We start from the raw sequence: 15,445 nt of genomic DNA, 5'->3' as shown, positions 1-15,445 counted from the left end.
AAAGCAGCTGAATGGGAGGAGGAGTTAGATGTCTGATTATCAGTATTTTCTTTCCGAAAAAACACAAATTGATGAACTAATTGGAAAGGGTTTTGTTATTACACATGTTACTGAAAACCTTAGTGGTGCTCTAGTCGATTTTATACTCCCAGATAAAGCGGAAAAACAACAACTTCATATTACCACAGCAGATGCAAGAAAATATTTTTCACGGTATTTATTAGGCTGAATCTAAGGAGCAAGTATGGGAATTCCCCATATTTGCTCCTTTTTTTAGTTTGAATTTACTAAAAATTCAATAAACTATTTTTACCTAGCCGAACCTAGGGTATAATAAGGATGAGGTAAGGATGAAGAAAGGGAGGTTGATTCATGAATTCCTATCTAACAATTAGTGAAATTCTTCAGCGAAAACACTTTGACGGCACAATACTAGTTGCAGGAAAGGATGGAATACACCGCTCTGTTAAATGGGTTCATATTGTCGAAAATCCAGCAATAAGGAATCTTTTAAATGGCGGTGAGCTCATATTGTCAACTGGCATAGGCTGGGGGAATGATGAAAAACTATTTCTCTCCTTTGTTCAGGAATTAATAGAGTGCCATGCAACAGGATTATGTATTGAGCTAGGAACCTATATTAACGTGATACCTGAAACCATACGTCTTCTTGCAGACAAACATAACTTTCCGATTATAATCTTTCAAAAGGAAGTCCCCTTTGTACAAATAACCCAAGATATCCACTCAATGATCATCAACCAACAATATAAGTTAATTTCTAATTTAGAAAGCTATTCCCAAAACTTAAATAAAAAGCTGCTTGAAATCAATAATTACGAGCAGATTTTACACATTCTCCATGATTATCTTAAAGTTCAGGTGTTTGCCGTCGTTCGTGAACATGAAATTACCTTTGTTCCTGCGGGAAGAAAAGCAGAGAAAGAAACCCTTCTTAAAAAAATACGTACAATTGAAAATCATTCAAACGAACAGGTTTTGACACAGCCTATCCAGATTCTTGGACAAAATTATGCTGAATTATACATATATTCCCCTGAACGGGAATTGACTGAATTTGATGCTGTTATTCTTGATAGGACGGCAACGGCACTCGCACAGCATTTCCTTCGTGAGTTATATGTTGAGGAAAAGAAAATCGCTGAAGAAAGTAAGTGGCTTCGGAATTGGCTTGATGGGGAGTACAGTGAAGAAGCTATCCAAGCCCAACTTTCCTATCTAAACCCTAAATTAAAGCTGACGGGCGGCGTGGCTTTTATCTGCAAATTTCGTCATCAGGGTCATCGATCAGCAGCCATTAATGATAATACGTATTTAATGTTATTATTTCGTACTGTGTTTGAACAAGCAGGTTTTCAATTATTTTCAATGGAATTGCATCAGCATTTAATTTTTATCCTAGGTGATAGACGTTCACCAGAAAATTGGAAGGAACGTGTGTCTGAGGGATTTCAACGGATTAACAAAGTAGATGGCACAGGAAAAAAACGGTTGGCTGGTCTTTCAGTAGGGGTCGGACAATATGTTTTCAAACTGGGGGACATGTTTAAAAGTTATAAAACAGCGAAAGAAACCATTATGCTGCAAGAAACTCTAACAGAAGAAAACAGCAGCTATTTTTATCAAGACCTCCATATGTACCGAATTTTATCATTGATTAATAAACATAGTAATCTTCAAGAAACTGTCTATGAATATCTTGAACCTGTCATCGATTATGATCTTCAGCACAACGGTGAGCTGATGGTTACCCTCAAAGAATATCTGGCTTGTAATGGTTCAAAACAAGAGACCTCCAAAAAACTATTTATAGTCAGACAAACTTTATACCACAGACTTGAAAAACTCGAAAAACTTCTCGGAGCTAATTTCATGCAGGCAGAACGGCGTCAGGCAATTGAATTTATGCTGCTAGCCTATGATTACCTAAACAGCACCCGACAATCCATTCCAATTAGGCAAAATCTATAATCACTGCTTACAAAAAAATACGGACGCTGCTTACTATTAAGTAGGCAGTGTCCGTATTAGGTTAAGAGAATACTGGATTCAGATGCTTGTTAAGCACAAGAGCGGCAGAATCTATATCATATAAAGTCTCGCTGATTTTGTGAGGAATTTGATTGATTTGGTAAGCGTTCGTTTCTTTAAAATAACAAACAGAAACAAACTGCTCTTGATTATGCGAAAAGGTATGTGTGATTTGGCAATCACGATAATACATCAACGTTTCCAGCATGTGTTTTATTTGTGTTAGTGTCATAGTTAGTCTCCTTTCATAGTACAAAGGGAAGGGACTAAAAAAAGTCTGAGGAACCCATTTTTTTACATTATATTCATCATAACATAGTTGGGTAACTTATACCACCATTGTACAAATATCGAAAAACAGCAGTAGCAGCTTACGGTACCTTTTCTTACACTATGTGTAAGAAAAATGGTGGTTAGCTTTACGTAATGTCTAATGAATATGATTCTAATGATCATTATACTTAAGAAATAGGAAGAACGATTATTTTGACGGGAGGCAATGTTCATGATTGTAACTAATACAGTGAAGAAAGTGAAAAATTTTATTGGTGGAGCTTGGGTGGATTCGCAAGCAGATAAATTTGAGGATATTCCTAATCCAGCTACAGGTGAGATCTTAGCCAAAGTCCCGCTTTCAACAACTGAAGATGTTGAGCAGGCAGTAACATCAGCAAAAGAAGCTTTTCTTACTTGGAAAAAAGTTCCTGTACCACAAAGAGCGCGCGTATTATTTCGCTATCAGCAATTATTACACGATCATTGGGAAGAACTTGCACGTCTGATTACAACAGAAAATGGGAAAAACTACGATGAAGCGTATGGAGAAGTCTTGCGGGGAATTGAATGTGTCGAATTTGCCTGTGGTGTACCAACATTAATGCAAGGAACTCAACTTCCAGATATCGCGAATGGAATTGAGTCAGGAATGTACCGGTACCCTATTGGTGTAATTGGAGGCATTACTCCTTTTAATTTTCCAATGATGGTGCCATGCTGGATGTTTCCACTCGCCATTGCTTGCGGGAATACCTTTGTTCTCAAACCATCCGAACGAACGCCGCTATTAGCCAACCGGCTGGCCGAATTAATAAAAGAAGCTGGACTTCCGGATGGGGTACTTAATATCGTACATGGTGCACATGATGTCGTAAATGGACTTCTTACCAACCCAGATGTAAAAGCTATTTCATTTGTTGGTTCACAGCCAGTAGCCGAATATATTTATAAAACTGCTGCGGCCAATGGGAAACGTGTTCAGGCTTTAGCGGGTGCAAAGAATCATAGCATTGTTTTACCAGATGCAGACCTTGACAATGCCGTCCGTAATATTACGAGTGCCGCATTTGGTTCAGCTGGTGAACGCTGTATGGCTGTATCGGTGGTTGTTGCCGTAGGTACGGTTGCTGATGAGCTTGTGGTTAGACTGAAAAATGCTGCGGATGAGATTATAATCGGGAATGGTCAGGATAAAGGTGTGTTCCTTGGTCCCGTTATTCGTGAATCAAATAAAGACCGGACACTTCAATATATCGGCATTGGTGAGGAACAAGGCGCTGAATTAGTCCGAGACGGACGGCAGGATAAGGTTCCTGAGCAAGGCTATTTTGTTGGACCAACCATTTTTGATCATGTAACGACAGATATGAAAATTTGGCAGGAAGAACTTTTCGCCCCAGTATTATCAATTGTACGTGTTGAAACGTTGTCAGAAGCCATTGAACTAACCAACGAGTCGGAGTTTGCCAATGGTGCATGTCTTTACACAGATAGTGCAAAAGCTGTCAGGACATTCCGAGATGAGATTGATGCAGGCATGCTGGGAATTAATTTAGGTGTCCCTGCTCCCATGGCCTTCTTTCCGTTTTCCGGTTATAAAAAATCCTTTTACGGGGATTTGCATGCCAACGGAAAAGATGGCGTAGAATTTTATACAAGGAAAAAAATGCTGACTGCACGGTATTGATGTAAATATAAGGGGGAATGGGAATGCCGAATACGGATCATACGCCAACACTGCAAGAAACAGACGAAAAATATCTATGGCATGCGATGAAAGGCTCAAGCCCAGGGCAGGAACATACGGTGATGGTTAAAGGTGAAGGTGCCTGGGTTACAGATGATAAAGGCAATCGTTATCTGGACGGTATGTCAGGACTTTGGTGCGTTAATGTAGGCTACGGGCGTAAAGAGTTGGCTGAAGCCGCCTATCAGCAGCTGCTTGATCTGCCCTATGCGCCTCTTGTACAAAGTCATGTTTCAGCAATTAAGCTTGCAGAGAAGCTTAATTCTTGGCTTAATAATGAATATGTATTCTACTTTTCTAACAGCGGAAGTGAAGCGAACGAAACCGCCTTTAAAATCGTTCGGCAGTACCATCAGCAAACCGGTGGGCATTCCCGTCATAAATTTATTTCCCGCTACCGGGGTTATCATGGAAATACAATGGGGGCACTGGCTGCAACCGGTCAAGCTCAGCGAAAATATAAATATGAACCATTGGCGCAGGGGTTCTTGCATGTTGCCCCGCCAGACTCCTACCGTAATTATGATGAAGGGAATCCACTTCATACGGCAGAAGAAATTGACCGGGTAATGACCTGGGAATTAAGTGAAACAGTTGCTGGGGTCATTATGGAACCAATCATAACCGGCGGGGGTATTCTGATGCCTCCTGAAGGATATATGAAACGTGTTCAAGAAATTTGTGAAAAGCACGGCGCATTGCTAATCAGCGATGAAGTTATTTGCGGCTTCGGTCGAACCGGAAAACCATTTGGATTTATGCATTATGGGGTTAAACCCGATATTATTACAATGGCAAAGGGAATTACTAGTGCTTATCTTCCGCTGGCTGTAACGGCTGTGAAAAAAGAGATTTTTGAAGCCTTTTCTGGAGAAGATACGTACGATCGTTTCCGTCATATCAATACCTTTGGTGGGAATCCTGCAGCCTGCGCGCTAGCCATTAAAAATCTGGAAATCTATGAAAATGAAAAACTGATTGAACGTTCTGCCCAACTTGGGGAACGCATGTTGAATGATTTCGCCGAGTTAAAGGATCATCCCCTAGTAGGTGATATCCGTGGTAAAGGCCTTCTAATCGGAATTGAGCTGGTCAAAGACAAAACGACCAAAGAACCATTAGAGGTCGATAAACTGAATGCGCTCATCAGCACATGTAAGCAAAAAGGGTTGTTAATCGGTAAAAATGGAGATACGGTTGCCGGCTTTAACAATGTACTGCAGTTAGCACCACCGCTTTCCATTACGGATGAAGATTATTCGTTTATTGTGAAAACGGTCAAAGAAGCTATGACAACCCTCTAAAATAACGAAAAAAGCAGCCATGGTGCTGCTTTTTTTGTTCCCTTGTTTTGAATTAATTGTCGAGCGATAAATCTTCTCGCAACAAAGGTTTTATTAGAAACTAGTTGAATTGATAATCAATAGGGGGAATTTGTATGAAGACGATTAGACTAAGTTTTGAAAAAAAAATTATTGTCCATGCTCGTATTCAGATTGATGAACACCAAGTTTTTTTATTTGCTAATGGCCATGCTCCAGTAAGGGTTATCAATCGAACAAATCATAATCAAGAGGACATCATGAATCAAGCTATCAAATTATTCGAACAAGAAAACCAACTGACATTACAAAGGCCAGAGATGAAAGAGGATAAATAAATGATGTTTTTTACAAATAAGGGTTTTGTTATTTTGAAATGGGGGTAACAAATAATTGTGATTAATTTCCAACAAAGTAAGTATTTACGCTGGAATTATGATCAATACATAATGATAAAGGTGTGAGTATGTGTTGAAGAAATGGGTTATGGGGCCAGTTGTGTTAACATCATTGTTGCTTCTTACTGCTTGTGGAGAAGAAGAAAAAGAAACGGCACCGAAAAAAGCTGTAGAGCCTAAAAAGGAAAAAGCTGCAGAAACAGAGAATACCGAACCGGTTGAAGAAACAACAAATGAACCAGTAGAAGCGGAAACTGCAGATTCCAATGAGGTAATGAATCCTGCAATTGCGGAACAATCTGAAGGCGAAGTAGAAGTGATTTATACCAATAAGAATCCAGAGTACAGTCATAATATGGACGGTTTTAAAGTGTTGATAGACGAATACCAAGTGGTAAAGGTGACCGATATGCTTCCAAGTGTTACTATTCCATTTGATGATCAAACAGATGGATATGTGGTTACGGCGAAAGTAACGTTGGAAAATGGAACAGACAAACCTGCCTATTACAATAATAGCCAAAAAATTCAATTAGACTCTGAATATAATTATATAGCTGCTGATCACATGAATTTTATTAACGAAAAAGACCGTGTTAAATCAACAAAGGAAACCGAAACAGGCAAATACGCTGTTGGGGAAAAGGTGACCGGCTTAGTCAATTTCTTATTTACCAATGAAGAATTTGAATCATTAAAGACCGTAAAGCCGAAATATATTATTGAAGGCGGCATGGCGGATAATAATCAATTTAAAAACAGCTTTAATGGTGAAGGAAACTTTGATTTTATCTTTAATGATGATCAAGCAAAGGCAGTGGCCGGCGCTCAAAAATTCTATCCGGATCAGTTGACAACAGATAATGTTGCGGATAAAAAAATGATTTTTGAAAAGGCAGGAATCAACGAAACCAAACAAATTGGTGATGTTAAGGTAACATTAGAAGGGGTGCAATACACTGAAATTACTCCAGGTGATGCAAACAAAGCTCGCTTCAAAAACTTTGGTGATAGTGGAATTGTGGCACTCACAGTAAAACTCAATCTTGATAATCAATCAGACCAGCCTATTAATCTTTCACTTGTTTCTAAGATGAGAATCGATGAAAACCGAGGAACAGCGTTTTCGGAAGGCATGTTAGAACCCGTGAATCCAAGGGAAATTAAAGCAGGGTCACAAGGTGAAAAATATCATGTGTTCTTATTTAATAAAGATGAATTTAACATCTATAAGAAGTTTACATTAGAATTCGGGCCTTTTATTGGAGATAATGGGAAAGCCCTGTTCAAGGAGAAATTTGCTAAATTCAATTTACCAAGATAAGGTATAACGTTCCAGTGCTTCGTTAGCACTGGTTTTTTTGATTGACTTTTATTGGGAAGGACAATTACACTAGAGATAGTTATTAGATAATAGTGAATAATCTGGATAAAAGGGTGTTTTCATGACACAGCGAATTTTAATTGGGAAACTAGCGGTATTGCTTGCCTCACTAAATGAAGAAGAAATGGACTTTCTACATCCTAATTTAACTGAAATTCGTTATTGTAAGGGACGGGTTGGATCAATGAACCTGCAAAAGGTAATTGCAGCAGTAGAGACGGCTGCAAAACGAGAGCGGTTAATTGAAGATCAACATTACCGAGAAACGCATGCGCTGTATCATGCTATTTTAGAAGCTATAGAGGGTGTTACCCGCGGCCAATCCGCTATAGGTGAAATGAAACGGACAGTAGGTCTTTCATTTGCCGTAGTCCGCGGTAAACCTTATACAGAAGAAGCAGAAGGTGAATGGATAGCTGTCGCATTTTATGGAACGATCGGTGCACCAGTTAAAGGACTGGAACATGAAGCAGTCGGACTGGGAATCAATCATATATAGGAAGACATTGCCTAGAGTTCATTAGTTATGAGGAGGCGATGATGGTGAATAAGCCATTGTCGTCTCTTTTTGTTTGTTTTTAGAAGGATTAGGAGGAAAGAGATGATTGAACTGACAGGGAATCATTTGACGCTGACTGAAGTCGCTCGAATTTGCTATGAGGGAGAAAACGTTCGAATTAGTAAGGAGAGTATGGAAAATGTCAAAAAAAGCCGAGCTGCTGTCGAACGAATAGTTTCCGAAAAAATAACAGTATATGGGATTAATACAGGGTTCGGCCGCTTTAGCGAGGTGAGAATTAATGAGCAGGACGTGAATGATTTACAACTTAATTTAATTCGCTCACATGCATGCGGAGTCGGAGAGCTTTTTCCAGAAACGGTTACGCGAGTGATGCTGTTATTAAGATTGAACGCGCTGATTAAGGGTTATTCAGGAATACGTCCTGAATTAGTAGAGTTATTAGTGACGCTGCTTAATAAGGGCATTCATCCCGTCATCCCTCAGCAGGGATCACTGGGTGCTTCTGGTGACCTAGCCCCGTTATCACATCTTGCACTTGTGCTTGTTGGAGAAGGAAAGGTTTACTATAAAGGAAAAATTAAAACAGCTAAGAAGGTCTTTACTCAGGAAGGGATTACGCCGATTACACTTGCTGCAAAGGAAGGCCTGGCACTGATAAATGGTACTCAAGCGATGACTGCACAGGGAGCGGTCAACTGGATCGAAGCAAACGATTTAGCACTGCAAAGTGAACAAATAGCTGCACTAACGATGGAGGGACTAGAAGGAATTATTGATGTGTTTCATCCGTCCATTCATGAAGCTCGGGGTTATCCCCAGCAAATAAAAGTAGCCGAGCGCATGCGGTCACTTTTATCTGGAAGCAAGCTTACGACAAAACAAGGGGAAAAAAGGGTTCAAGATGCGTATTCACTGCGCTGTATTCCTCAGGTACATGGTGCCTCATGGCAGGCACTTGACTATGTAAAAGAAAAATTGGAAATTGAAATCAACGCTGCAACGGATAATCCGTTAATTTTTGATGATGGAGAGACCGTCATTTCGGGAGGGAATTTTCATGGCCAGCCCATAGCAATTGCGATGGATTTTATGAAAATTGCCTGTGCAGAGCTTGCTAGTATTTCAGAGAGGCGTATTGAACGGCTCGTCAACCCACAGCTCAATGATTTACCCCCTTTCCTAAGTGCAAAGCCAGGCTTGCAGTCAGGCGCGATGATTATGCAATACTGCGCTGCTTCACTGGTTTCAGAGAACAAAACGCTCGCTCATCCAGCAAGTGTCGATTCAATTCCCTCATCTGCCAACCAAGAAGACCACGTAAGCATGGGGACGATTGCTGCTCGACACGCCTATGTTATTATCCAAAATGTGCGTCGCGTTCTTGCTATTGAAGCAATCTGTGCCATGGAGGCAGTAAAGTATCGAGGAATCGAAAAAATGGCTCCAAAAACCAATCATTTCTATCAATCTATGAGAAGGATTGTTAAACCAATTACGGAGGACCGTGTGTTTTCACATGATATAGAAACCTTGAACAGCTGGCTAAAAAACCAGCGGATCAAATCTAATCTGAAAAGGGGGAATAATGATGAAGAATAGCAGGAAAAAGGGCGGGTTGGAGCTTGAATGCAAAGGGTGGGAACAAGAAGCAGTTTTGCGCATGCTTTATAATAACCTTGATCCAGAGGTGGCAGAGAATCCAGAAGAGTTGGTCGTATATGGAGGGATTGGAAAAGCAGCCCGTAATTGGCCGTCATTTGATGCCATTGTCGCTGCCCTCCGACGCCTGGAACATGACGAAACTTTATTGATTCAATCTGGTAAACCAGTTGCTGTATTCCGTACTCATGCAGCTGCACCGCGAGTGCTTTTATCGAATTCAGTACTTGTTCCCAAATGGGCAAATTGGGAGCATTTTCATGAGCTTGATAAAAAGGGACTCATGATGTACGGACAAATGACAGCAGGAAGCTGGATTTATATTGGGACGCAAGGAATCTTACAAGGCACCTATGAAACACTGGCTGAACTAGCCAGACAGCATTTTACTGGTTCTTTACAAGGAACGATCACCTTAACCGCTGGACTTGGCGGTATGGGCGGTGCACAACCGCTAGCGGTTACGATGAATGGCGGCGTTTGTCTTGCTGTAGAGGTCGATCCTGCAAGAATTGAGAAACGAATAGCTTCTGGGTATTGTGATTGTATGACTGATTCCCTTGAAGAAGCCGCATCATGGGCAATGAAAGCAAAGAAGGAAGGTAAGGCTTTATCAATCGGGTTAGTCGGCAATGCGGCGGATGTTTACGAACAATTCGTTCATAGGAACTTCATTGATATTGTAACAGATCAGACCTCAGCCCATGATCCCCTGAACGGGTACATTCCAAGAGGGATGAATCTTAAAGAAGCAGCAGACCTGCGTAATCAGGATGAAGCCGAGTATATACGCCGTTCTACACAATCCATGGCACATCAGGTCAAGAGTATGCTTGCCTTTCAGAAAAAGGGTGCAGTGGTATTTGATTACGGCAACAATATCCGTCAAGTTGCTTTCGATTATGGCGTAAAGGAAGCGTTCAATTTTCCAGGTTTTGTTCCAGCTTTCATCCGTCCGTTGTTCTGTGAAGGAAAAGGTCCGTTTCGGTGGGTAGCGCTATCTGGTGATCCTGAGGATATTTATCGAACGGACCGATTGATTAAAGAGTTATTTCCTGACCATAAAGACTTGCATCGTTGGATTGTTCTTGCCCAGAAGAAAGTTGCCTTTCAGGGACTCCCGGCACGTATTTGCTGGCTCGGATATGGGGAGCGTCTAAAGATGGGCCTCGCTATTAACGAACTTGTCCGAAACGGAGAGCTTAAGGCACCCATTGTGATTGGCCGTGATCATCTTGACAGTGGTTCAGTCGCATCGCCAAACCGTGAAACGGAGAATATGAAAGACGGCAGCGATGCAGTTGGCGATTGGGCAATCTTAAATGCGCTTATTAATGTAGCAGCTGGCGGGTCTTGGGTTTCAGTGCACCATGGCGGGGGTGTGGGGATGGGGTATTCCCTCCATGCAGGAATGGTCGTTGTTGCAGATGGCAGTGACCTGGCTGAGCAGCGGTTAACGCGTGTTCTTACAACGGATCCAGGGATGGGAATTGTCCGGCATGCGGATGCGGGATATGAATTAGCGATCGAAGCTGCTAAGGAGAAAAAGATTGATATGCCAATGCTTGGGAGGGAAAACCATGAACTATGACATGCTTGTGAAGGATATAGGACAATTGATTTTACCGGAATCGAGTCTAACTCCATTAAAAGGGGAACAAATGAAGGGATTAAGCATTAAGGAGCAGGCTGCCTTTGCGGTCAGTGAAGGGAAGGTAGCATGGATTGGTTCGAACAAAGAGGCAGAAACACTTGATGCTGAATTGATTATATCTGCTGATAATAAAGTCGTTTCTCCTGGTCTAGTTGATTCACATACACATCTCGTGTTTGGCGGCTCCCGTGAAGGTGAATTAGAACTAAAGCAACAAGGGATCCCTTACCTAGAGATACTGGAAAAGGGCGGCGGTATATTATCCACAGTTGCAGCAACCAGGCAATCTAAAGAGGAAGAACTAATTAAGAAGGCCGCTCATCATCTTGAAACGAGTATTGCTCATGGAGTAACCACACTGGAAGCAAAAAGTGGATATGGATTGGATAAAGAAACGGAACTAAAACAGCTTAGAGTAGTGAAAACATTGTCCAGGGTCTACCCAATTACACTCGTATCAACCTTTCTAGGTCCACACGCTATCCCCCCTGAATATAAAGAAAATGTCTCAGCATTTATTGAAGAGATGATTTCCTTATTGGATGTGATTAAAGAAGAGGAATTAGCTGATTTTGTGGATATTTTTTGTGAAACAGGTGTATTTAGTATCGAACAATCAAGGCTTTTTTTAGAAGCTGCAAAAGAGAAAGGCTATGGCTTAAAAATGCATGCCGATGAAATTAATTCATTAGGAGGAACAGAACTGGCGGTCTCACTAGGAGCGGTAAGTGTTGATCACCTGGTGGCGGCAACAGATAGCGGGATCGAGAAGCTGGCAAGCTCAAATACAGTGGCAGTACTGCTGCCTGGAACAACGTTTTATCTAGGCAAAAATACGTATGCGAAGGCGAGAAGAATCATTGATAAAGGAGGAGCCGTTGCACTAGCTACTGACTTTAATCCAGGAAGCTCGGTAACAGAAAATTTACAGGTAATTATGTCTCTGGCTGCCTTAAAATTGAACATGACAGCAGAAGAGATATGGAACGCAGTCACGGTGAATGCGGCACATGCCATTGGTCAGAGCAAAGAAGCAGGAACGCTGGAACTGGGGAGAAAAGCTGACTTCGTTATTTGGGATATTCCGACCTATCAGTATCTTCCTTATCATTACGGGATTAATCATGCACACGTTGTCTACGTCAAGGGAAAGAAAATCTGGGAACGAGCGAGAGTGATTTAATTAAAAAGCTGCTGCAAAAACATGCAGCGGCTTTTTTTTGCCTAATTATATTTTGAAATTCTTCTCGATAGAATATCATGCAATCCTTACTATACGAGGGCATCTATTGACAGAAACCGCGTAATACCACTTGTTATTTTAATAAAAACCTCGATAGAATATTAAAAAATGCCGACCGAATGTCAACACCTTCACCTGGTAAAAACAATTTTTAGAGAGGATGATATGAATGTTTGTGAATGATTTATGATTTATTATGAATGAAAGTGAATACTTTTAGAGGATTTTGATTGATTTATGAAACCGTTTCATTTATGATGTGATTACAAGGTGGTGGTGAGCAGTTTGTTAACAACAGAAAGACACGCATTCATTCAATCCTTATTAAAGAAACAGGGAACTGTTAAGTTACAGGAAATTGTAGACCAGCTGCAGGTATCTGAATCAACCATTAGAAGAGATTTAGTACAGCTAGAAGAAATGAAAGTGCTGAAACGAGTACACGGCGGAGCCGCCTTACTTCAACGAAAAGGTCTTGAGCCAACAACATATGAAAACCAAACCAAATCCATAGCTGAAAAGCAAGCGATTGCAAAGGTTGCTTCCTCATTTATTGAGAATAATGATTGCATTTATCTAGATGCAGGAACAACCATCTCAGAAATGATTCCCTATCTAAAGGACAAAAATGTAACCGTTTTAACAAACGGACTTATGCATATACCCAAATTAATTCAACTAGAAATCAAAACGGTTTTGGTTGGCGGCAGCATTAAATTTTCTACAAATGCTATTGTCGGCGGAACGGCAGTCCAATTTTTAAATGAATACCGAATGGATAAATGTTTTCTTGGGATGAATGGGGTACATCCTGAACTAGGTTTGACAACACCGGATCCTGATGAAGCACTCTTAAAAAAAACGGCTATCCGATTGTCGAGCGAAAGCTATGTACTAGTTGACAGTACAAAATTAAATGAAGCTACTTTTGCTAAGGTCGCTGATGTAAACGATGCCATTATTATTACGGACAATAATGATGAAGAAGCAATTTCACAACTCAAGAAAAATCCTAAAGTAAAGGTCGTGACGGTAAAATGATTTATACAGTAACCCTTAATCCCTCGATTGATTATCTGGTCGAAGTAGAGAATTTCCAGATGGGCAGCGTAAATCGAACTACTCATGATCGTAAATTTCCAGGAGGCAAGGGAATAAATGTCTCTAGAGTCTTAAAAAGAATCGGCAATGATACAACAGCATTTGGTTTCATTGGCGGCCAAACAGGAGAATTCGTAAAAACCTTTTTACATCAAGAAGATATCAAGACCGATTTTAATGAAGCAGCGGGAGATACAAGAATCAATATTAAACTAAAGACAGGTATCGAAACGGAAATTAATAGCCAAGGTCCTGACATTACGATAGAGAGCTATCAGCAATTAGTTAAGAAAATAGATGATTTACAGGCTGAAGATATACTGGTTCTGTCAGGAAGCATTCCTGCTAGTCTTCCGAAAAATGTATATAGTTATCTAACAAAAAAATGTTCTGAAAAGGGAATAAACGTCGTCCTCGATACAAGTGGAAAAGAATTACTAGAGGTTATCCCTTATCAACCGTTTCTCGTTAAACCGAATCATCACGAACTTGCGGAACTATTTTCAACTGAAATCAATCATGTACATGATGCGTGTAAGTATGGAATGAAATTGGTGGAGATGGGTGCTCAGCATGTCATTGTCTCCATGGCTGGGGATGGCGCGGTCCTTTGTACAAAGAACAAAGCGTATACTGCGAATGTACCTAAAGGCAATGTGGTTAATTCAGTAGGTGCAGGTGATTCAATGGTGGCAGGATTTATAGGAAACTATGAAACGACTAAAAACATCCTTTCCGCTTTTCATTATAGCTTGGCAGCAGGAAGTGCTACAGCCTTCTCAGCCGATTTATGTTCACTAGATGCAATTGAATACTTATTACCGCAAATAGCAATTACTGAGCTTACAGGGAGCTGATTTGATGAAAATTACAGACTTATTAAAAGTAGATACGATGATCATAGATTTAAAGAGTGTTACAAAGAAAGACGTTATTGATGAACTAGCTGGTCAGTTAACAGAAGCAGGCCGTTTACATGATGAAGCAGAATTTAAGGCTGCCATCTTAAAAAGAGAAGAACAAAGTACGACAGGAATTGGCGAAGGAATCGCTATTCCTCATGCGAAGACGAGTGCTGTAAGAACTCCAGCGATTTGTTTTGGCAGGTCTAAATCGGGTGTAGACTATCAATCACTTGATGGGCAGCCTGCGCACTTATTCTTTATGATTGCAGCTAGTGAAGGGGCTAATACGGATCACCTAGAGACACTTTCTCGTTTATCTTCATTATTAATGGATACTACGTTCAGATCACAGCTGATGGCGGCTGCTACTAAAGAAGAAATTGCTGCCATTATTAATCAAAAAGAAACAACAGCTGCTGAAGATGAAAAAAGAGAAGCTGAAGAAAGGGAACAAAGGTCTTCTACATCACCCGTATCTAAAAAAATACTGGCAGTAACTGCCTGTCCTACCGGAATTGCCCATACGTACATGGCTGCTGACGCGTTAAAAGCTAAAGCAAAGGAAATGGACATTGATTTTAAAGTAGAAACGAACGGTTCAACTGGGATTAAAAATGCGCTGACAGCTGAGGAAATTGCAGAAGCAGATGCGATTATTGTTGCTGCAGATAAACAAGTTGAAATGGATCGATTTAATGGTAAACATGTTCTAATCGTTCCTGTAGCTCAAGGCTTGAGAAAGCCAGAAGAATTACTGAATAGAGCTATTAAACAAGATGCACCGATTTACAAAGGCTCAGGTAACGAAAGTAAAAAAGAAACATCATCATCAAGCATTGGTCAACAAATCTATAAGCATTTAATGAGCGGTGTCAGTAATATGCTCCCATTTGTCGTAGGGGGAGGAATTCTTATTGCCCTTTCCTTCTTCTTTGGCATTGAAGCATCTGATCCAACAAGTCCCGAGTATAACCCTATTGCTAAAGCTTTAGATGATATTGGCGGAGGAAAAATGGGGGCCTTCTTCTTCTTAGTTCCTGTGTTAGCCGGTTATATTGCTTCAAGTATTGCTGACCGTCCAGGCTTTGCACCTGGTATGGTTGGCGGCTTATTAGCTGCACAAGCTGGAGCAGGATTCCTAGGCGGATTGATTGCTGGTTTCCTTGCAGGATATATCGTAT

General features: G+C 40.7%; 14 protein-coding genes. 13 read left to right on the top strand and 1 reads right to left on the bottom strand.

The window, feature by feature from the left end:
• Positions 1-28: 28 nt before the first annotated feature.
• Together MHI18_RS00070 and MHI18_RS00065 are read left to right on the top strand one after the other, a co-directional pair.
• Positions 29-229, top strand: coding sequence for a hypothetical protein (locus MHI18_RS00070; RefSeq protein ID WP_340845361.1), 201 nt, complete (start codon positions 29-31; stop codon positions 227-229).
• A gap of 143 nt (positions 230-372) precedes the next feature.
• Entirely contained in the window at positions 373-1,992 is a 1,620-nt protein-coding gene (locus MHI18_RS00065; RefSeq protein WP_340845360.1) for a PucR family transcriptional regulator, read from the top strand.
• Between the two features lie 61 nt (positions 1,993-2,053).
• Here the strand turns inward: MHI18_RS00065 and MHI18_RS00060 are convergent, their stop codons facing one another.
• Positions 2,054-2,284 (bottom strand): hypothetical protein, encoded by a 231-nt coding sequence (locus tag MHI18_RS00060; RefSeq protein WP_340845359.1) that lies wholly within the window; start codon positions 2,282-2,284, stop codon positions 2,054-2,056.
• A 273-nt stretch (positions 2,285-2,557) separates the two neighbouring features.
• On the opposite strand from MHI18_RS00060, the gene MHI18_RS00055 reads away from it, so the two are divergent.
• The 11 genes from MHI18_RS00055 to MHI18_RS00005 all read left to right on the top strand — a co-directional run.
• Positions 2,558-4,015 (top strand): CoA-acylating methylmalonate-semialdehyde dehydrogenase, encoded by a 1,458-nt coding sequence (locus MHI18_RS00055; protein WP_340845358.1) that lies wholly within the window; start codon positions 2,558-2,560, stop codon positions 4,013-4,015.
• A gap of 23 nt (positions 4,016-4,038) precedes the next feature.
• Positions 4,039-5,379 (top strand): aspartate aminotransferase family protein, encoded by a 1,341-nt coding sequence (locus MHI18_RS00050; RefSeq protein WP_340845357.1) that lies wholly within the window; start codon positions 4,039-4,041, stop codon positions 5,377-5,379.
• 134 nt (positions 5,380-5,513) lie between these two features.
• Positions 5,514-5,735 (top strand): hypothetical protein, encoded by a 222-nt coding sequence (locus tag MHI18_RS00045; protein WP_340845356.1) that lies wholly within the window; start codon positions 5,514-5,516, stop codon positions 5,733-5,735.
• A 130-nt stretch (positions 5,736-5,865) separates the two neighbouring features.
• A complete protein-coding gene (locus MHI18_RS00040) occupies positions 5,866-7,119 on the top strand; it encodes a DUF5068 domain-containing protein (protein WP_340845355.1) in 1,254 nt (417 codons plus the stop codon).
• A gap of 121 nt (positions 7,120-7,240) precedes the next feature.
• On the top strand, positions 7,241-7,678 hold the full coding sequence (hutP, locus tag MHI18_RS00035) for a hut operon transcriptional regulator HutP (protein WP_340845354.1): 438 nt from the start codon (positions 7,241-7,243) through the stop codon (positions 7,676-7,678).
• Positions 7,679-7,780: 102 nt separating this feature from the next.
• Positions 7,781-9,301: a histidine ammonia-lyase gene (gene hutH / locus MHI18_RS00030; protein WP_340845353.1), complete on the top strand. Its 1,521-nt coding sequence runs from the start codon at positions 7,781-7,783 to the stop codon at positions 9,299-9,301.
• On the top strand, positions 9,291-10,952 hold the full coding sequence (gene hutU / locus MHI18_RS00025; protein WP_445669919.1) for a urocanate hydratase: 1,662 nt from the start codon (positions 9,291-9,293) through the stop codon (positions 10,950-10,952). Before hutH ends, hutU begins: the two co-directional genes overlap by 11 nt.
• The gene (gene hutI, locus MHI18_RS00020; RefSeq protein WP_340845351.1) at positions 10,942-12,198 is read left to right on the top strand and encodes an imidazolonepropionase; all 1,257 of its coding nucleotides are present in this window, start codon (positions 10,942-10,944) and stop codon (positions 12,196-12,198) included. Before hutU ends, hutI begins: the two co-directional genes overlap by 11 nt.
• A 345-nt stretch (positions 12,199-12,543) precedes the next feature.
• Positions 12,544-13,299 (top strand): DeoR/GlpR family DNA-binding transcription regulator, encoded by a 756-nt coding sequence (locus MHI18_RS00015; protein ID WP_340845350.1) that lies wholly within the window; start codon positions 12,544-12,546, stop codon positions 13,297-13,299.
• Entirely contained in the window at positions 13,296-14,216 is a 921-nt protein-coding gene (pfkB, locus tag MHI18_RS00010; protein WP_340845349.1) for a 1-phosphofructokinase, read from the top strand. The genes MHI18_RS00015 and pfkB overlap by 4 nt, the downstream gene beginning before the upstream one ends.
• Before the next feature lie 4 nt (positions 14,217-14,220).
• Positions 14,221-15,445: fructose PTS transporter subunit IIA (locus MHI18_RS00005; protein ID WP_340845348.1), on the top strand; the 1,225-nt coding region annotated here is incomplete at its 3' end.

Source organism: Peribacillus sp. FSL H8-0477, from assembly GCF_038002765.1.
In the GTDB taxonomy this organism is placed as follows: Bacteria; Bacillota; Bacilli; order Bacillales; family DSM-1321; genus Peribacillus.
This window is presented reverse-complemented; position numbering and strand designations above follow the sequence as displayed.